Origin of the sequence: Brevibacterium sp. CFH 10365, from assembly GCF_009299785.1 — a bacterium.
Lineage (GTDB): Bacteria > Actinomycetota > Actinomycetes > Actinomycetales > Brevibacteriaceae > Brevibacterium > Brevibacterium limosum.
Window position 1 is genome coordinate 568,697 of sequence record NZ_VIGO01000002.1, and the last position, 18,755, is coordinate 587,451.

Annotated in this window: 13 protein-coding genes and 2 pseudogenes; 7 read left to right on the top strand and 8 right to left on the bottom strand. The window is 59.5% G+C overall.

Annotation, left to right across the window (positions count from 1 at the left end; all coding sequences use genetic code 11):
• Nucleotides 1-3 precede the first annotated feature (3 nt).
• The 6 genes from FHG09_RS06115 to FHG09_RS06140 all read left to right on the top strand — a co-directional run bounded on the left by FHG09_RS06115 (nt 4) and on the right by FHG09_RS06140 (nt 7,297).
• On the top strand, nt 4-567 hold the full coding sequence (locus tag FHG09_RS06115; protein ID WP_152346761.1) for an NADH-quinone oxidoreductase subunit J: 564 nt from the start codon (nt 4-6) through the stop codon (nt 565-567).
• On the top strand, nt 564-866 hold the full coding sequence (locus tag FHG09_RS06120; RefSeq protein ID WP_152346762.1) for an NADH-quinone oxidoreductase subunit NuoK: 303 nt from the start codon (nt 564-566) through the stop codon (nt 864-866). Before FHG09_RS06115 ends, FHG09_RS06120 begins: the two co-directional genes overlap by 4 nt.
• A complete protein-coding gene (locus tag FHG09_RS06125; RefSeq protein WP_208094670.1) occupies nt 863-2,695 on the top strand; it encodes an NADH-quinone oxidoreductase subunit L in 1,833 nt (610 codons plus the stop codon). Before FHG09_RS06120 ends, FHG09_RS06125 begins: the two co-directional genes overlap by 4 nt.
• Nucleotides 2,692-4,188 (top strand): complex I subunit 4 family protein, encoded by a 1,497-nt coding sequence (locus FHG09_RS06130; RefSeq protein WP_227492566.1) that lies wholly within the window; start codon nt 2,692-2,694, stop codon nt 4,186-4,188. Before FHG09_RS06125 ends, FHG09_RS06130 begins: the two co-directional genes overlap by 4 nt.
• Nucleotides 4,189-4,191: 3 nt before the next feature.
• Nucleotides 4,192-5,625: an NADH-quinone oxidoreductase subunit N gene (locus FHG09_RS06135; RefSeq protein ID WP_227492567.1), complete on the top strand. Its 1,434-nt coding sequence runs from the start codon at nt 4,192-4,194 to the stop codon at nt 5,623-5,625.
• 1,090 nt (nt 5,626-6,715) lie between these two features.
• Nucleotides 6,716-7,297, top strand: coding sequence for a YdhK family protein (locus FHG09_RS06140; RefSeq protein WP_152346763.1), 582 nt, complete (start codon nt 6,716-6,718; stop codon nt 7,295-7,297).
• Between the two features lie 407 nt (nt 7,298-7,704).
• On the opposite strand, the pseudogene FHG09_RS20350 reads toward FHG09_RS06140, so the two are convergent.
• From FHG09_RS20350 to FHG09_RS19975, 8 genes and pseudogenes are all read right to left on the bottom strand, one after another.
• Nucleotides 7,705-7,809: pseudogene (locus FHG09_RS20350) on the bottom strand (hypothetical protein); the annotation flags it as partial.
• 172 nt (nt 7,810-7,981) lie between these two features.
• Complete coding sequence (locus tag FHG09_RS06150) at nt 7,982-9,139, bottom strand: TniQ family protein (RefSeq protein WP_152346764.1); 1,158 nt, start codon at nt 9,137-9,139, stop codon at nt 7,982-7,984.
• Nucleotides 9,136-10,020 carry a TniB family NTP-binding protein gene (locus FHG09_RS06155; RefSeq protein WP_152346765.1) on the bottom strand — a complete coding sequence of 295 codons (885 nt, stop codon included), beginning with the start codon at nt 10,018-10,020 and terminating at the stop codon, nt 9,136-9,138. Before FHG09_RS06155 ends, FHG09_RS06150 begins: the two co-directional genes overlap by 4 nt.
• 494 nt (nt 10,021-10,514) lie before the next feature.
• On the bottom strand, nt 10,515-10,748 hold the full coding sequence (locus FHG09_RS06165) for a hypothetical protein (RefSeq protein ID WP_152346767.1): 234 nt from the start codon (nt 10,746-10,748) through the stop codon (nt 10,515-10,517).
• Between the two features lie 319 nt (nt 10,749-11,067).
• Nucleotides 11,068-14,163, bottom strand: coding sequence for a type I restriction endonuclease subunit R (locus FHG09_RS06170; RefSeq protein WP_152346768.1), 3,096 nt, complete (start codon nt 14,161-14,163; stop codon nt 11,068-11,070).
• On the bottom strand, nt 14,160-15,302 hold the full coding sequence (locus tag FHG09_RS06175) for a restriction endonuclease subunit S (protein WP_152346769.1): 1,143 nt from the start codon (nt 15,300-15,302) through the stop codon (nt 14,160-14,162). Before FHG09_RS06175 ends, FHG09_RS06170 begins: the two co-directional genes overlap by 4 nt.
• On the bottom strand, nt 15,299-16,864 hold the full coding sequence (locus tag FHG09_RS06180; protein ID WP_152346770.1) for a type I restriction-modification system subunit M: 1,566 nt from the start codon (nt 16,862-16,864) through the stop codon (nt 15,299-15,301). The genes FHG09_RS06175 and FHG09_RS06180 overlap by 4 nt, the downstream gene beginning before the upstream one ends.
• 350 nt (nt 16,865-17,214) lie before the next feature.
• Nucleotides 17,215-17,721 carry a hypothetical protein gene (locus FHG09_RS19975; RefSeq protein ID WP_227492568.1) on the bottom strand — a complete coding sequence of 169 codons (507 nt, stop codon included), beginning with the start codon at nt 17,719-17,721 and terminating at the stop codon, nt 17,215-17,217.
• On the opposite strand from FHG09_RS19975, the pseudogene FHG09_RS20355 reads away from it, so the two are divergent.
• Nucleotides 17,707-18,755, top strand: a pseudogene (locus tag FHG09_RS20355) (IS1634 family transposase); the annotation flags it as partial. The gene FHG09_RS19975 and the pseudogene FHG09_RS20355 sit on opposite strands and share 15 nt — an antisense overlap.

The window sequence follows — 18,755 nt, forward strand, 5'->3', positions numbered from 1 at the left end:
AGCATGCTGATCGGAATTGCGTTCTGGACCCTGGCCATAATCGCTGTGGCGAGCGGTCTTGCCGTGTTCGTGGTCGATTCCATGGCGCGCGCCACATATGCACTGGCCGTGTCGTTCATCGCCGTGGGTGTGCAGATTCTCCTGCTGCAACAGAACTATCTGGGGTTAATCACGATCCTGATGATGGTCATGGAGATGGCGGTGATGGCTGTCTACATGGTGATGTTCATGGGGATGAATCCCGCACTTATGCCCATGGATATGACTCATGGGAAGAAGACTGCAATCGCAACGTCAGTCGCGGTGTTCGTGCTGTTGGCAGGAGGTGCCCTTCTGATCCCGTGGCCGCAGCGTCGCAGTGGGCCACCTGCTGACCTCACACGCGCACTCGGGTTGGAGATTATGGGTGAGAAGATGCTGGTCATGGCGGGAGTGGGCGCTGTCATGGTCGCCACGATCGTCGCCGGTGTCGTCCTGGCTTCGCATCGGACTCGCTATGACCGGTTTGGCGATGACCTGCGTGGCCCTCACGTCGACAATGCCTGGGACCGAGGTGTGGAGCAATGACTCTCGAAGCTGTGTTGGTGGTGGCTGCGGCATTATTCGCGGTGGGACTCTACGGTGCGCTGTCTCAACAGGTTGTCGTGATGGTGATGATGGGCCTGGAACTGATGATCAACGGGGTGCTGCTGGCTGCTGGTGGATTCTGGTGGTTTTTGGCACCGGACCCGTCGGGACAGGTGCTGTTGCTGGTGATATTGGCTGCGATGACGGTGGAGATGGCGATGGGCTTTGCTGTGGCCGTGTTGTTGCATCGTCGGCGGGAGACGGATATGACCGACATGTCTCAGGAGTTGTCTCAGTGATCGGGCCGCAGGCGGCACTCGTGGCCATGGTGGTGCTTCCAGCAGCCGTCGGTGGCGTGCTCGTGATAAGCCGGGCCGACCGCGGTGCGGGGTTGATCGCGGTGGCGACGGCCGGGCTGATGACGATCGGGGCGTTCTTCACTGCTGCCACCCGCCCGGAGGTGTCCTACCCGTTCCTCGCGGGTGCCGACTTCGCGTTGGACGTCGACGCTCTTGCGGGACTAGTTGTGCCGATGGTTGCGACAGTGACGTTTTTGGTCCTGGTCTTCGCTGCGGGCACCATTCGCGCAGGTCGGTCTCGCTTCTTTGGACTGATGTTGATCTTCTCTGCCGCGGCTTTGGTGACCGCGACAGCGGCAAGCCTTCCGGCGCTCCTGTTCGCCTGGGAGCTGATGGGGGCTACGTCGTACGCCCTGATCGGGTTCTGGTGGCGTGACTCCACCCGTGTCTCCGCAGGTTTGACGGCGTTTATCACAACTCGTACCGCCGACCTGGGCCTGTATGTCGCAGCCGGTGCCGCTCTGGCCGGGGGAGTCGGCATGAGGCTGACCGACCTTTCCTCGGTTGCCGACCCGTGGCGACACGTGATCGCGGCAGGGATTGTGGTCGCGGCGTTGGGTAAGGCCGCGCAGCTGCCATTCTCGTTTTGGCTCTCAGGCGCGATGAAGGGCCCGAGCCCAGTCAGCGCATTGCTGCACTCGGCGACGATGGTCGCCATGGGTGGATATCTCTTGCTGCGGATCGAACCGTTGCTGGCCTCAACTGATTGGGCCGGACCGGTGACAGCTTGGGCGGGTGTGGGCACTGCGGTGCTGATGGGGTTCGTGGCGTTGGGGCAGCGGGACCTCAAACAATTGTTGGCCGCCTCGACGGTTGCCCAGCTGGGCTTCGTGGTCCTTGCCGCCGGGGTCGGTGCCGTTAGCGGTGGAGCAGCCCACTTGGTTGCGCACGCATCAGTCAAGGCGCTGTTGTTTCTCGTTGCGGGAGCGTGGTTGCAGGCGTTGGGCACCGAGGATCTGGCGCAGCTGCGAGGCGCGGCGCGCCGATGGCGGGTCGTCGGTGTCACCGCGACTGTCGGGGCGTTGGCGTTGGCCGGAATCGCTCCTTTGTCGTTGTGGGCGACGAAAGATTCCGTGCTCTCAGCCGCGCTCGAATCCTCACCGTTACTCTACGCAGCAGGACTGGTCGCGGGGGCCTTGTCCGCGGCCTATGCGGGCAAGGTTTTGTCGACGATATGGACCCGCGGTGCGCGCGCAGGCGTTCGTCCGAAGGGCCTTCGCGGGATAACGGTTCTGGAACAAGCTCCACTGGTTGTGCTCGCGCTCGGCGCGGCCACACTCAGTGTGCTCGCCCTTCCCCCACTCGGGCGTGTCCTCACCGAGGTCCTCGGTGGCCGGGGTGAGGTTTCGGTAGTCGAACTGGTTACCTCAGCGGCGATCGCTGTGATCGTAGTGGTGGTGATGTTTTGGTGGCGTGCCCCGCAGCCACGGTGGGCACGTGCTTGGCTCGGATTGGATACGGCCGCGCATGTCATTATTGTCCGCCCAACATTGGTCTTGGCGCGGGTTCTGGCGTGGTTCGATGACTACGTGGTGGACCGATCTGTCGCTGTCCTTGCCAAAAGCACCATCTTGATAGCACACGCGGTGGCCCGGGCCGACGACGACGGAGTCGATAAGGGTGTCACTGCCATTGCCAGTCGGATCGGCCGGCTCGGGCATCTGGCCCGACTCCCGCAGACCGGGGCGATCCACCAGTACTTTCTGCAGATGGTCGTGGTGCTCGCCACCGGTACTGTCATCTGGACCTTCTACACCGTGATGGGATGAACATGCTCAGTCTGATCGTTTTCCTGCCCCTGATTGTCGCTGCCGGTGTTGCGGCAGTGCCCGCGATCGGGCCCGCAGCGGCCCGCTGGGTGTGGGTGGTTGTCAGCGCCGTGGAGCTGATCCTCGTCGGTATCCTGTGGGCTGGCTACAAAGATCCAGGTCCGAATAGTTTGGCCTTCGACGAGCAGGTGCCGTGGATCCCGGGAGTCAACAGCAGCTATCACGTCGGTGTCGACGGGCTCTCTTTGTCTCTGCTGGCGATGACGACGGTGGTCTTCCTCGCCTCTGCCATCTACGCATTGAAGAACACCGATCGGCCTCGGGTACACACGGCACTGTTTCTGTTCCTCGAAGGCGTCAGCCTCGGGTTGTTCGTGGCCGCCGATCTCATTGTCTTCTTTGTGTTCTTCGACCTGTCGATCGTGGCCATGTACTTCATCATCGCCGGATGGGGCCATGGCAACGCGGCCCGCTCGGCACTGAAGTTCTTTCTCTACACGTTCCTGGGGTCATTGTCTCTGCTGTTGGGTTTCATCGGCCTTTACGTGTTCTCAGACCCCCACACCTTTGACATTGTTCAACTCGTCGCTGCCGACCCTCTCAAAGGCAACCCGATGGCAGGGGGGATGATTTTGGCTGCGATTCTGGTGGGGCTGGCAGTGAAGACACCCACTGTTCCCTTTCACACCTGGTTGCCCCCGGCTCATACCGATGCCCCGGCGACCGGATCGGCTGTGCTGGCTGGGGTGCTGCTGAAGATGGGCACGTATGGGTTCGTGCGCATCGCTATGCCGATTCTGCCCGAGGCGTGGCAATCCTGGGCCTGGGTGATTATCATCGTCGGTATCGTCTCGGTTCTGTATGGGGCGTTTGTGGCCCTGGCCCAAACGAACCTGAAACGGATGATCGCCTACACCTCGGTCAATCACATGGGCTATATCATCCTGGCTTTGGGTGCGGTCGGTCTCGTCGGCGACGACAGTGCTCAGGCCCGTTCCGTGGCTGTGACGGGGGCGGTCGTGCAGATGGTCAGCCACGGGCTGACCACCGCCGCGCTCTTCCTCCTGGCGGGAGTGATGCAAGCTCGAGCTGGAACCTACGCCATGAGCTCCTATGGGGGCTTGGCGGCTCCTGCACCGCGTTTTGCGGCGATGTTCGCGATCGCGTCGTTCGCGTCTCTGGGCCTGCCTGGGCTGTCGGGATTCATTGCTGAGTTCCAGATTTTTGCCGGAAGTATCGCGGTCGCCCCGGTCACTGCGATCGCACTGCTGGGGATCCTGGTCACGGCTGCCTTGTTCTTGCGCGCGTTCCAGCGAGTCTTTACCGGCTCCACTCAGGGCCAGGCGATCGGGTTTGGTGACCTTCGTGGCCGAGAACTGTGGTCGATCGGTCCGTTGCTGTCGCTGTCCGTGCTCATCGGAGTCCTGCCTCAGACGCTTCTCGGTGTCATCGAGCCGGCCTCGACTGCCCTCGTGAATCTGGTGGGGAGGTAGACAGTGGACGCGTCGATGCAGATGCACCCGACACTGTTGCTTCCGGAGATCATCCTCTTTGTTGGTGGTCTCGTCGTCCTGCTGGGCGGATCGTTCCTGCCTCGCTACCGGCAATGGGTTAGCCGTGCCGTGGCTGCTTTAGCGCTGATCGGTGCTGCGATCGTAGCCGCACTGGTGATGACGGGACCGCCACAAGCTGCGTTCGCCGGCACTTTTGCAGTCGACACCGCTACGGGGGTTGCCCGAGTGATTGTTACGCTGACGACCCTGTTAGTCCTGGGGGTCGCCTCTGGCGAGCTCGCTGGCTCACCTCGGGAATCGGATACTTACGCCTTGCTGCTCTTTGCCACGACCGGTGTGATGGTCCTGGCAGGTGCTACCGATCTCCTCGTTCTGATCATAGGATTTTTGCTGGCCAGTATTCCTCTCTACGCGATCGTGGGGCTGACTGGCAGGGCGGCCGGGGCCGAAGCCGCCATGAAAACCTATTTCCTGGGAGCACTGTCCGGGATCATGCTCATGCTTGGAGTTACGGTGCTCTACGGACTGACCGGGGGCACCGACTACGCGCGCCTGGCACAGACACTGCAGGCGGAACCTACCGCTGCTGCGGGTGTCGGTGTGTTCTGTGTGCTCGCCGGGCTACTTTTCAAAGCAGGTGGGGTGCCCGTTCATTTCTGGGTGCCCGACGCCGCGCAGGGCACCGGTGCTACCGCAGCGGCCTTTCTCACCACCGTGCCCAAAATCGGGGCACTCATCGCCTTCTATCGACTCGTGAGCACGGTGTCAGTGGGAGACGACTCCTGGTTGATCGTCGTGGCGATACTGGCCACGGCCTCAATGTTTCTTGGCAACCTCGCAGCCTACTGGCAGCGTGACCCGCGCAGGCTTCTTGGTTGGTCGACGGTGGCCCAAGTCGGATTCCTGCTCGTTCCCATCTCGTCCGTCGGGCGCAGCGATCTCGCCCTGCCCTCGATGCTGTTCTACCTCGCCGCATATGCTCTTGCAAATATCGGTGCCTTTGCCGTCACCGCTGCCCTTCCCACGTTCCGTGACCTGTCTGCATACCGTGGTTTGGTCAGAACTCGCCCTGGATTGGCGGTGGCGCTGCTGGCGTCATTGCTGGGCTTGGTGGGTATCCCACCGTTAGCGGTATTCGTCGGTAAGTTCACCACCGCCACCGCTGCTTGGGATGGGGGCCACGGCTGGCTCGCCCTTGTGGTGATGATCAACAGTCTGCTCAGCCTCTTCTACTACCTCAGGTGGTTCGGCCCGATGTTCATGCCCATGGGCACGGATTCAGCGACTTCGCCCTCATCGTCGGAGCCCGCGAGGTGGCCTGCAGCGACCGCTGCTGTAGCGGCGGTGACCAGCTTGGCCCTCGGCATCGGCGCTGGCCTTTTCTGGCAGATTTTTGGGGGGCCGATGCTGATTTAACGCCGATGCCGACGCAGGAACTGCACAACAGGTCGTTTTTGGCGAATTGCGCCACAGGCGTTCCACGCCCGGGCCGGACCAAATGCCCGAAACGTGAACGCGGCCGCTCGGACACTGATCGCTACCGGATCTCGGATATTGCCGTTGACATAGGAGAGTAGCTTCTTTGGAACTGGCGAATGAGACCGGTTCTCCTACGTATGTGCGGCTACACCTCTTATTGCTCGCCAATCCGCACGCAGGAATACCAACAATTTGCCCACCACCTACGCCCCGGGGGTATTATTGGCACGGGCGCATTACATGCCCCGCAACCGTTTTTCGTCCTGTCACGGGCGGATCATACTGGCATGTTTGCTCGGCCACAGGAGGTGACGCTTGCTCGCGCACACGTTCGCCCGTCTCGGGCTTGTCCGGCCGCGTATGATCGTATTTCTCCTGGTGCTGGCCGTGCTGGTGTGCGTGACCGGAACCGCTCACACTCGTGCTGTCGTCAGCGTGTCGACGCCTGGATCCGCTTTTTCGTCTCATATCGCTGAACCGCAGCAGCAGGGCGTCGCAGGATTTGACGTAGCTCCCCGGACCGCAGAATCACACAACACTGACGCAGTACCCACGCCCCTGGCAGGTCACTTCGGGCATTGCTCCGCTGATACAACGTCCCCTGAGGGTTGCCTCACCGTTTCTCCCTACTACCAAATGGCGATACCACCGCCGTCGTCCATCGGCTGGCTCGCCGACGCACCTCGCCCGTCGCACCCACCGCTGCAGCCGATGGCCTATCACCCACCCTCTCCCTCACCGGGCGAGCTTTCCATCAGTAGGACGTAAACCGTTGACTCGCCTTCAGCCGGGCACCCACCTGGCAATTCGAGTTCATCTGGCGCGCCTCGATTCAGTCCGGTTCTTTACCCTGACGCGTCGCCACTCAGTGTGGGACACGTGCCCCTGGCGCCCCGATGGAAGTCCATGACCATAAAGATACGGGGATGAACCCTGAATGGAAGACAGCTTTCATCCTTAAGCGCATTGCGTCCAGAATCTCAACATCCCGGCTCGTTAAAGTCGCAGAAATCAAAGAAGAGGCATTATGAAAACGTTTCAACCAATAACATCCATCGTGGCGATCGCAGCCGCGACAGCTCTGGCATTGTCTGGATGCTCCAGCCCCGAGGAGGACGAAGGGGCGCAGCCGTCCCAGGAGCAGACACAGGTCGAGTCCCCATCGAGTGAAAGCCATGCGCACGCCGCCGATGGTGGCGACCCACCAGAGGGCATCAAGGAAGCCTCGGATCCAAAGTACGCCGTGGGTGATGAAGTCACTCTCACGGCCGATCACATGCCGGGCATGGAAGGGGCCAAGGCAACAATTTCGGGTGCCTTCGATACCACAACCTATTCGGTCAGCTACACCCCCACCGGTGGTGGCGATCCCGTGAAGGATCACAAATGGGTCGTTCATGAAGAACTCGACAACCCTGACAAGGCTCCTTTGAAAGACGGTGCCAAGGTGACGATCAATGCCGACCATATGCCCGGAATGAAGGGCGCGAAAGCCACGATCGACAACTCGACCGATGAAACCGTGTACATGGTCGACGTTGATATGGGCGATATGACGATGACGAACCATAAGTGGGTCGTCGAAGACGAAATCACGCCAGCCAAGTAGTCCCAGGAATGGGAGGGCTCTCGACCGTGGCCGAACGCGGCTGACGGCAGACATGGAGGTGGGTTGTCTCTTTCGTGGAGGAGGCAGCCCACCTCCACACTGTCGATCAATGCCGATGAGGTCGAAAAGGCACGGCCAGATACGTAGAAGCAGAGAGGGACGGGAATCTCCACTTCTTCAAACCTTCCTTCAATTTGCCGGAAGATCGTCATCTATCCCGGCACGCTGAAGCATTAGTTCGCAGCTACCGGGCGCGGGCGTTTGGGTGTGGGGCTGTTGATGACGATTGCCGCGATCGGTGCTGTCGTGCTCGGCCACGTCGGAGAGGCAGCAGCGTTCGCATTTCCGTTCTCTGTTGCCGATGCTCTGGAGGACCGGGCGATGGGCCGGGCACAGCAGGGGCTGGTGCCTGTGCCATTGACCGACCCGGCCAGGATCGCGTCCCCAGGGGCGACCTCGATCGGGATCGATTCTCCCGTGATTGCTGTAGTGTCCACCCATGATCGGCCGGAGGACCCTCGTGTGATTTCCAATCGGATAAGTCGTCACCGTTCCAGGTGTGCAGTTGACTTCTGAATACCGTGCAAACGACTTCTGAAACTGACACTGTTGCGCTGCCGATATCAGAAAAATGTCACTTAACCCGTTATTTATTCTACGTGTCGCAGACGGGTCTGACGAGAGTTAATGTGACAAGTCGTCGAGATAGATACCCAGTTCGGCGAAATTGGTCCGGACTTGTTCGATGTACTCATCGTCGCGGCGGTAGAGAGTCATGAAGTCAAAGAGCTGTCGTGCGCTATCAGGATTGGCCTTGGCTTCCTCAACGGCATCATGAAGAGCTTGACCAAGGGATTTCGGTTGCCATGCAGGTGCCTCCCTCGGTTGTGGTTCCCGTGGATCGATAGAGGCGTCGGGCTCCGGAAGGAATAGTCCGGCCTCGCGGCCCTGACCGATCAGGTTGCCGTTTTCGAGGAGGCTCATCGCGACCGCTGCGGCTTCAAGGGTTTGTTCTTGCTTCTTAGGTGTCAGTGTTTCGATGGGCTGCCACTTTGCTTGGCCGGCTCGGATTCGGTGCCCGGACTGTTCCCATACTTTACGGGTCAGTCGCTGCGCGGCACCGCAATCACTCATGGTTGCTCCAAGTTCGTCGATGAGCGTCCGGAGCAGTCGAAACCAGACGCCGGCGTGGATGTGGTGTCGTGGAAGGTCGACGAATCCGGTAATTAGTGCCTGCCACGTTCTGTTATCCATTCGCCCGATTGCCGGCGGGGCCTCCTGCGGTTCAGGAACGCTCGATAGCTCACGCCACGCGTAGTATCCCGGTGGGCCGTCGTGACGCTCAAGCCAGCAATGGTGAAAGGGGCAGGAGAGCATCAGCGGCAGCGACCACGTAACAAGATAGGGGCGAGGCGGCACGGAATCGATCGCGCACTGTGGACAGGATCGGTAGTGCCGATCAATAGTGAGCGGTACCCACGCTCTCCACGAGTCCACCGTCCGGCGGCGTAGGTTCCGCTCGGGCAAGAGGACGGCCAGTTGCCGGGTGTAGGTAGTGAACGTGTCAGGGCCAGGTGCGATATCGTCCAAGAGCCACGGGGTGTACCCGCTGATGCTCATGCTGCGAATGCGTTCCGTGCTCACTCCGGTCCGGACGGCCAGTTGCTCAACCAACCCCTCCGGCGGGTGCAAGTCAAGATCCGTATCACGGGTGAAGCAGTGGCCAAGATCGAAGGCGAGGTCATCAATGGTGATCGTGTACCGATGGGCGATGCGATACAGCCATGAGGTAAGAGCCTCACCCACTATCGGCCGGGGATGGGCTGGCCATCGAGAGGTCACATCAACTCGCGTTCAAACAGTCGCCGACGTTGCGTTGGACCAACATAATCAGCCATGGTCAACGTTCGATGATTGATCGACTCGGTGCCGGATTCGACAGCGGCGACCGCCGCCGCAGTCAGCAGGTGCGCAAGCTCGCCGATCGTTCCCTCGCTGCGAGCCAGCAAGTACTGTGCCATATCGTCGGTATAGATGACTGATCGATGCCGCAGCGGAAATGCTGCCGCGAAGCTGGCCAACAGCGATCGAGCTTCCTCGCCAACCTCCCACACAGGCAGCACGAAGGGTTCGAACCGATTCTCCAGCTGGTCGTCCGATCGTACTGCTAGGTATGCCTCACGGGTACCGACGCCAACGAGAGGAATTCGTAGTTCGTTGCCGAGGAAGCGTAAGAGATTTAAGAACTCTCGTCGGACATCACCGCGGCCGGCGAGCACATTGTGTAACTCATCGATCACCAGAATCTGCACTCCGACCTCACGCAGCAGGGTGAGAGCGAGGCGTTCGAGTTCGATGACACGGGGTCGCGGACGCAACGGTGAACCGAGGGCTGCGAGGATCGCAGTATAGAACCGCAACGGGGACGGCTCCGAAGGCATTTGCACACACAGCACAGGAATGTTCTCACGGTCCGGTTCAGTCGTCGGTAGGTGTTGACGGCGGAATCTTTCGATGATCATGGACTTGCCGTTGTTCGTCGGCCCCACCAACAGCAGATTGGGCATGCGTTGTTTTCGAGGCCATGTCAATAGCGTTTCCAACCGTGCCACCGCCTCGATTGCTTTGGGGTATCCAATCCAGCGGTCGGCTCGAATCCTGTGGACTCGCTCGGCGGCAGGCAACCGAGCTGTCGACTGTGCCGAGGAATGCAGATGCGACAGATCCTGTGCCGGGCCTTCAGCAGTCCCTCACGCCTCCAGCCGACGTAATGGCAACAGCCATCAGCTGTGTCATCCAGCATGGCCATACCCGTCGAGTCGTTCCGCCATGATCCGTGCCGCCACTTCCCTCTGCGCGGGACCGAGTTGCTTCGCGTCGTAACCGTCCATGGCCATAGCCCACCAGACGGTGCGGTTCATCGGACACGTCCGGCAGGTCCGTGGACTAATGACACCCCACTGCCCCATGCGCGGTGGGAAGTCCCACCTTGTTCGGTATGCCTCCTCGGACGGCAGAACTTCGGTCTTGCCGCACACCTCGCACCAGTGTTCGAAAGCCTCCATTGGCTCAGTCATCGTGTAGGTCTCCTTCTTTAAGTCAGGCATCGTTGCCCAGCGCCGTCAACAACGCGACGAGCACGAGCCCGAGGTCGTCGATCGCTTCCGTGCAGTCACCGTCGGGCGGGTCACTATGCATAGGAGCTGAGCCACCGGCGCTACTTGATCCCGTACGGGTCGTTCGGTCGTTGCTGATAGTCGTGGATAAATCCCGCAACAGCCGTGTATGAGCGCTTCAGGAGCTCGGCGCGCTTGGCGATCGACAGATCGGTGCGGGTGTAGGCGATCACGGCCTCCTCGCGAGTCCACCGCTTCCACTGGTTCTGCGCAAGCGACTGACCGTATTTTCCCGTCGTCGGCCGCACTCCCCATTCCCGCAGCCATTTGCCCATCGTCGATTCATTGACGCGCAGCGAGACTGCAATGTCAGCGATACCCTCACCAGCCTTACGACGTTCGGTGGCTTCGAACCGAACTCGCTCCTTTGTCTCCCGCGTCGTATAGCGCCGAGTATCAATCGGACTAAGCCCGCGCCTGTATCTGGCATAGCACCTCTCGCACAGGCCCCTCGCCGCTGCAGCCCGGTCACACCACACGACCGCGCAGACACTCACGGTGAACTCATCGTCGAGAACATGTGTTCAGGATAGTCGAGTTACTGACTGTCCTTGCCTGTTAGTTCTGACGCCGCTTAGCGTGCCGAGAGGCCACCTACAGCGCCGAGAATCGTTCGAAGAAGGCCTGAAGGCGGTCCAGCACACGTCGACGCTTCCCACTGTAGTCACCCGTTTTCTGTCCGAACCGCCTCGTAGGCGGCAAAATCTGAGACAGTTCGGTCCCACCTTCCTGGACACGACCGCGTTCGAAGGACCGGTCCACGAACTCGCGGGCTTCCTTCTCGCGGAGCTTCTCCTCCGTGATGATCTGTGAGAGCTCGCGGTCCTGACGCTCACGGACGTACTCAGTCCACTGGTCCGACGGCTGGGCTTCCATCGAGACGGTGTCGACGAAGTCGATGATGAGGTCCTTCTTGTTCCGCAAAGTGGGGCTCGCCTCGACTGCGCGGTTGATCTCGGCCAGGATCTCCTTGTCCTCGCCATTGCCGTGGGCCTGCTGATACTTGGCGACGAGCATGAGAATGTAGTCGACGTTGATCTCGACCTGCTTGATTAGCTCAATCTCGAAGACAACATCATCATTGATCAGTTCCTTCTCCCCGTCGCGGTCCGATCGGAACTCGGCGTACAGGTCGAGGTAGGTGCTGCGGTAGTCCTGGCCCTGGCGCTCGGTGAGCATCTCGTGGCCTGCGAAGTCGTCGAACGACGTGAGGATGTTCTCCAAGCGCAGGATCTGTCCGAACAGCTCAATGAACCGCTTCTGCGCCCCCTCCCCCACTATCTGCTCATGCAGCGGGAAGTCCTGCAGCAGCTCGGAGACCTTCTCGGCGTACTCGCCGTAGTACTCGCCATACGGTTTGAGCAGCACAACACCACGGGCGTCCTTGTTGCCGAACAGCTCGAGCGCCTTGTTCGTCTCATCCTCGAGATTGCGGAATGCGACAATGTTGCCGTACGTCTTCACCGAGTTCAGGATCCGGTTGGTCCGTGAGTACGCCTGGATCAACCCGTGCGCGCGGAGGTTCTTGTCCACGAACAGCGTGTTCAACGTGGTGGCGTCGAAGCCGGTGAGGAACATGTTCACGACGATGACGAGGTCGATCTCGCGGTTCTTCAACCGCATTGAGAGGTCCTTGTAGTAGTTCTGGAACTTGTCCGAACTCGTGTCATAGCTCGTTCCGAACATCTCGTTATAGTCGGCAATCGCGCCCTCAAGGAAGTTCCGGGCGTCCGAGCCCAGTCCTTCGGTGTCGAAGGCTTCGTCGTCGAGGATCCCGTCACCGGAGTCCGGGGCGTCGTTGAAGCCGTAGGAGTAGATCAGCCCAATCTTCAGCCGACGATCGGGCTGCACGTCCTGTTGCTTAACCTGGAACTCGCGGTAGTAGCGGCGGGCGGCATCGATCGAGGCCACCGCGAAAAGCGCGTTGAACCCGCGAACCCGCTTGCGTTCCCGCAATGCCTCGGCCTGGCGGCGGGTCCGAGCGGGCGCGGTCACGTTGGTGACGACTGAGTGCTCATAGCTCGAGGACCGTTTCGTCTTCTGGTCGAAGTGCTCAAGCGTGTAGTCGACGATCTTGCCCACCCGGGCAGGCGACAATAGTGCCTGCTCCGTGTCGATGGAGGAGACCTGCTTGTCGATGACAGTGCCGACGCGGATCGTGTTGACGTAATCGATGCGGAACGGCAGCACGTTCTTATCCGTGATCGCGTCGACGATCGTGTAGGTGTGCAGCTTGTCGCCGAAGGCCTGCTCTGTCGTCTTCAGTTGTGGGTTCCCGCCACTGCCGGCATTGGCAGCGAAGATCGGTGTGCCGGTGAACCCGAATAAGTTGTAGCGCTTGAACGCCCGCGTGATGTCCGTGTGCATGTCACCGAACTGGGACCGGTGGCACTCATCGAAGATGATCACCACATGCTGGTCATACACGGGGTGGCCCTTGTTGGCGCGGATGAACGTCGAGAGCTTCTGGATCGTCGTAATGATAATCCGCGCACTCGGATCCTCCAACTGGCGCTTCAGCACCGCGGTCGAGCTGTTCGAGTTCGCCGCACCCTTCTCGAACCGGTCGTACTCCCGCATCGTCTGATAGTCCAAGTCCTTGCGGTCGACGACGAACAGCACCTTGGACACGCTCGACAGCCGAGAGGCGATCTGGGCCGTCTTGAACGACGTCAGCGTCTTGCCCGACCCCGTCGTATGCCACACGTACCCTCCGGCGTCGACGGTGCCGAGGCGTTTGTAGTTCGTCGCGACCTCGATCCGCTGCAGGATCCGCTCTGTCGCCACGATCTGATACGGCCGCATTGCCAGCAGGAGCCGGTCGGCGGTAAGCACGCAGTACCGGGTGAGGATGTTCAACAGGGTGTGTTTGGCGAAGAACGTCTTCGCGAACGCGGTCAGTTCCCGGATGGGCTTGTTCGTCCCGTCGGCCCACCATGAAGTGAACTCAAAGCTGTTCGACGTCTTCCGCTTCCGCCCAGGCTTCTGGCTCTCATCGAGGTGCTGGCTGCGAGTCGTGTTCGAGTAGTACTTCGTCAGCGTCCCGTTGCTGATGACGAACAGCTGCACGTACTCGAACAGACCGGAGCCGGCCCAGAAGCTGTCGCGCTGGTAGCGGTCGATCTGGTTGAACGCCTCGCGGATGTCCACGCCCCGGCGCTTGAGCTCGACGTGGACCATCGGCAGGCCGTTGACGAGGACGGTGACGTCGTACCGGTTCGCATAGGTGCCGCCGGTGCTGCCGCCTTGAGCGACTTCATACTGGTTGATCACCTGCAGGCGGTTGTTGTGGATGCTCTTCTTGTCGAGCAGGCTGATGTTCTTGCTCGACCCGTCATCGCGCGTGAGCACCTGAACGTGGTCTTCTTGAATGCGGACGGTCTTCTCGGCTATGCCATCATTCTTCCCCGCCACACACTGGGAGAAGAACCTTTCCCATTCGTCGTCACTGAACTCGATGTGGTTCAGGACTTCCAGTTGCCGACGCAGATTGGAGACGAGTTCTGCCTCTGTCGTGACCGTCAGGTACTCATACGCCTGGGACTGCAGGAGGCGGATGAACTCGCTCTCGAGCGCGGCCTCGGACTGGTAGGACTCAGCACTGTTCGGGTCCGCCTCGTACTCGGCGACGACCGTGCTCTCGGCGGAGACGGCGATCGGGTCGTACTTGCGCGGAGGAACATTGGTCATGCTGGAGCCTCATCGAACGTCAACAGCTTGTCTCGGTAATACTTGTACTGCTTCCGACGAGCATCAAGCTCTGCTGGGAGACCGACATTCAGATCATTGACGAGAGCATAGAAATTGTCGAGAATATCTACGATGCGTTGCTGTTCCACGATTGGTGGAACGGGAAACCTAAGACCAGTCACTTGACCCTTACTTAGATGAGTCTGGTCGCTACCATTATCATGAACTAACAAACCCGGATTGCGATTCATGAAATAGAACAAGAACTTGGGCAATACAACATTAGAGTCTTTAACTCGCAGCCTCGCAATCCGCTGATTTATTGCATATGCATTATCGTGTTCCACATAGAAAGTTCTTGCCAGCGCCCGTCCATTCGGCAGATCGCTCAACACAAGAGCAGAATCGCCAGCCAGCGCAGGAGTCAGTACGTCCTCGCTTCGCACGAATCGGTTCGCTTCGCCGTTTCGGGAAATGAAACGTGCAGTAACCATCGGAATAACGCCGTCAGGGTCAGCTAACTTCTCGTGCGCCTTCCCGTTCGTGTATTCGGCTATATCGCTAAGTGTCACCCACTGTACATCTGGGCCAAAATCGAGCAGTCCTCGGCGGTAGTATTCGTACTGTTGGCGTCGGGCCTCCAGCTCCGCCTCCAGCTCCGCCTCCAGCTCCGCCTCCAGCTCCGTGAACGTATCTAGGACGCGAACGATCTCCCGCTGCACCTCCAACGGCGGCACAGGGATACGCAGCTTATTCAAAGCACTTTGGGTTTGACTAGGAACACCGCCAGCCTGGTTCATCTCGCCAAGCCTCATCGTCAATAACTGATGATAAAGAAATTTGGGTTCTATCAACGTCTGATCAATTTCAGTGCGGAATATAGTGTCGACAACCCAAAAAGGCTCGTCAACATAGAAGAGGTTACCTAATGACCCTTTCCGCGGAATCAACACAGAGGGACCTTCCGCTGCCGCAATATCGACATGCCGCATGATTCCACCGCTCCCGTAAACAGGAACTTCGCCGTCTGCTAAGTGCTTGTGGTCGCTGCCATTCTTGATACGCACCAGCTCGCCCAGAGGACAGGATCGCACACCTTCAGGACAATTTTCAGCAATCAGGTCGTCGATGCGGCTCATTTCGTGCCCTCCAGGTCCGCGACGATCTCGTCGATCGATGTGCGCAGTTCTTGCTGGCGGGTCACAATCTTAGCGATCTCGGCGTTGAGCTCGGTGATGTCGATGACTTCGCGGAGATCCTCTTGCTCGACGTACGACGACACTGCGATGTTGTAGTCGTTGGCACCGATGTCTTCGTTGCTGACGATCTTCGTCGTGTACTCGACATCCTCCCTCTGGGTGAATAGGTCGAGGATCGAGTCCTGGTGCGCCGGCGTGAGCTTGTTCTTGTTGCCCTGACGCTCAAACTCCGCGGACGCATCGATGAACAGCACATCGTTGCTGGTCTTGGACTTCTTCAGCACGATGATGCACGTCGCGATCGTCGTACCGAAGAACAGGTCCGGCGGGAGCTGGATGACCGCGTCGACGTAGTTGTTGTCGATGAGGTACTTGCGGATCTTCTTCTCCGCACCACCCCGGTAGAGGACGCCGGGGAACTCAACGATCGCTGCGGTCCCGTTGACGGCCAGCCACGACAGAATGTGCATGGTAAATGCCAGGTCGGCCTTCGACTTCGGTGCCAACACTCCAGCCGGGGCAAACCGCTCATCGTTGATCAACAGCGGGTTCGCATCGCCCTCCCACTTGATGGAGTAAGGCGGGTTAGACACGATCGCCTCAAATGGCTCGTCATCCCAATGCTGCGGATCCGTCAAAGTGTCACCGTGAGCGAGGTCGAACTTTTCATAGCCAACGTCGTGGAGGAACATGTTGATCCGTGCGAGATTGTACGTCGTCAGGTTGATTTCCTGACCATAGAACCCACCAACGTTGTCCTTACCGAGAACCTTGGCGAACTTCAGCAGCAGGGAACCGGATCCACAGGCGGGGTCATAGACCCGGTTCACAGAGGTCTTGCCGACGATGGTGAGCTTCGCGAGAATCTCGGAGACTTCCTGCGGCGTGTAGTACTCGCCACCGGACTTGCCGGCCTGGGAGGCGTACATCTGCATGAGGAACTCGTAGGCGTCGCCGAACAGGTCGATCTTGTTATCGGCGAACGATCCGAGGTTCAGGTCGCCGATCGCGTTGAGGAGATTCGCGAGCTTTTTGTTGCGCTTGTCGACGGTGCCGCCGAGCTTTGCGCTGTTGACGTCGAAGTCAGCGAATAGACCCTTGAGGTCGTCCTCGCTCTCAGTACCGTTTGCTGATCCCTCGATGTTCTTGAAGACCTGCTCCAGCGTCTCGTTGAGGTTCGGGTTGTCCTCGGCATCACGACGAACGTTCTCGAACAGCTCCGATGGGGCGATATAGTAGCCACGCTCAGCGACCAAGTCAGTCTTCGCGTCGATAGCTTCGTCGTCGGACAGAGCCGCGTAGTCGAACCCTGTAGCTCCGGCTTCAGCTTCTTCGCGGTTGAGGCCGGCTGTGAGGTTCTCGGAGATGAAGCGGTAGAACAGCGTGCCGAGCACGTAGTTCTTGAAGTCCCACCCGTCGACGCTGCCGCGCAGGTCGTTGGCGATCCGCCAGATCGTCTTGTGGAGTTCAGCGCGCTGCGCCTGACCTGTAGTGGGAGTCATGTGTTCGTGTCCTTTGCCAAACAACTACGAAACTGGGTCGGATGAACCCATTGCAATCATCCTATTGCTTGGCGCAGACATAGCCAGTCACTAGATATCGATTCCGGTGGCTTCGAGTCCAGAAACGCAGACTGGACTAAGACCCCGTATCTATCCCGCACATTCAGCAACAGACCGTGGCAGCCCCCGATCGCTCAATGAACTCCTCACCTGGGACGACCGAAGTTGATGCTATCCCGCAGAAACTCCTGATAGCGCGGAACTCTTACTCGAAAGATTACCGGCACTGGGCCTGATGCCTTAGCGGTGAGTTCTTGGCCCTGACCTGGCTTCCACAACTAGTTGAGAGTTCAGAGAGATTGGTGATGTTCTTCCTGGTCACGGACTTGAAGTTCGTGTTTCTGGGGCACTAACGGGCTGTCTACGATAGGTTCATGTCGCCTCGCCTGCGGAAAGTCACCAACGGCTCCGGGGCCACAGGCGATCAAACTGTTCGGAAAGTTCGTGGGAAAGTCACCGTCCTCGAACACCTCGGATCCGCCCACACCGCAGCAGAACTGGCCGTTCTGCTCGCAACCGGTTAAGAGAAACTCGCCTAGTATCGGGCCGCGGAACAACTCGAACTCGAACTGGGTCTGCCGACTGATGAGGCTAGTCCACCGCGCGCCAGAACCGTGGTCGGATCGCGGTCGTCTGTGCTCATCGACGCGATCGCCGAATCCTGGAAGCGCCTGGAGTTTGACGAGGTCGTCAATGACCAGGCTTTCTTCCACCTCGTCTTGGCGCGCCTGGTTGAACCGACATAGAAAGCCGATAGCCTGCGCGTCCTTGCTGAGCTCGGCATTGACCCGCCCCACCACAACACGTTCCTTAACTGCCTGGCTCGAGCAAGAGACCGTGACTATCGGTCACTCATTGCGGGGAAGTGCTCGGATCACAGCGTCGCGACCACCGGAATCAGCCTCCTCCGCTACGACGTGACAACCCTGTACTTCGAGGCTGAGAAGGAAGACGAGTTGCGCAGAGTCGGGTACTCGAAAGAACGTCGCGTCGACCCGCAGATTGTCGTCGGTCTCCTCGTCGATCGGACCGGGTTCCCACTCGAGATCGGGCGCTTCGAGGGATCGCAGGCAGAGACGCACACGATCATTCCCGTGATCAAAGCCTTCCAAGACAGGCATAGTGTGGAGGATATGGTCGTGGCTGCTGATGCCGGCATGCTCTCGGCAAAGAACTTGAAGGAGCTCGATGATGCTGGGCTGCGGTTCATCGTCGGGTCCAGGCAGAAGAAGGCACCACACGATCTGGCGACTCATTTCCGGTGGAACGGCAAATACGCCGACGATGGCAGATCATCGACACGATCACCCCGAAAGGCATCAAGCGACTCGACCCGGAGAGGGTGAAGAGGAAGCGCGAACCTGTGTGGACACCTGATGAGCATCCTGATTCGTGGCGGGTGGTGTGGCAGTACCGGCGTAAACGGGCGATGCGTGATGAGCAGACGCTGAACCTGCAGCGCAATCGTGCGTTAGCGATCTTCGCGGGTGAGAAACCGGCGAAGAAGGCCAGGTTCGTCAAAGACACTAATGAGGAGAAGGCCTTCGACGAGTCCTCGTATAGGCGGGCCATGAAGCTATCGGGCTATAAGGGATACGTCACGAAAATTCCTGCGCTCATCATGCCGGCAGTCGAGGTGATCGGCAATGATCACGACCTGTGGCATGTGGAGCAGCCGTTTCGGATGTCGAAGACCGATCTGCGGGCGAGACCGATATTCCATCGCTCCAGGGACGCAATCGAGGCGCACTTGACCGTGGTGTTCGCGGCATTGGCAATGGCTAGGTTTATGCAGGATGTGGCTAGCCTCGATTTTTCACGGTGTGGCTCA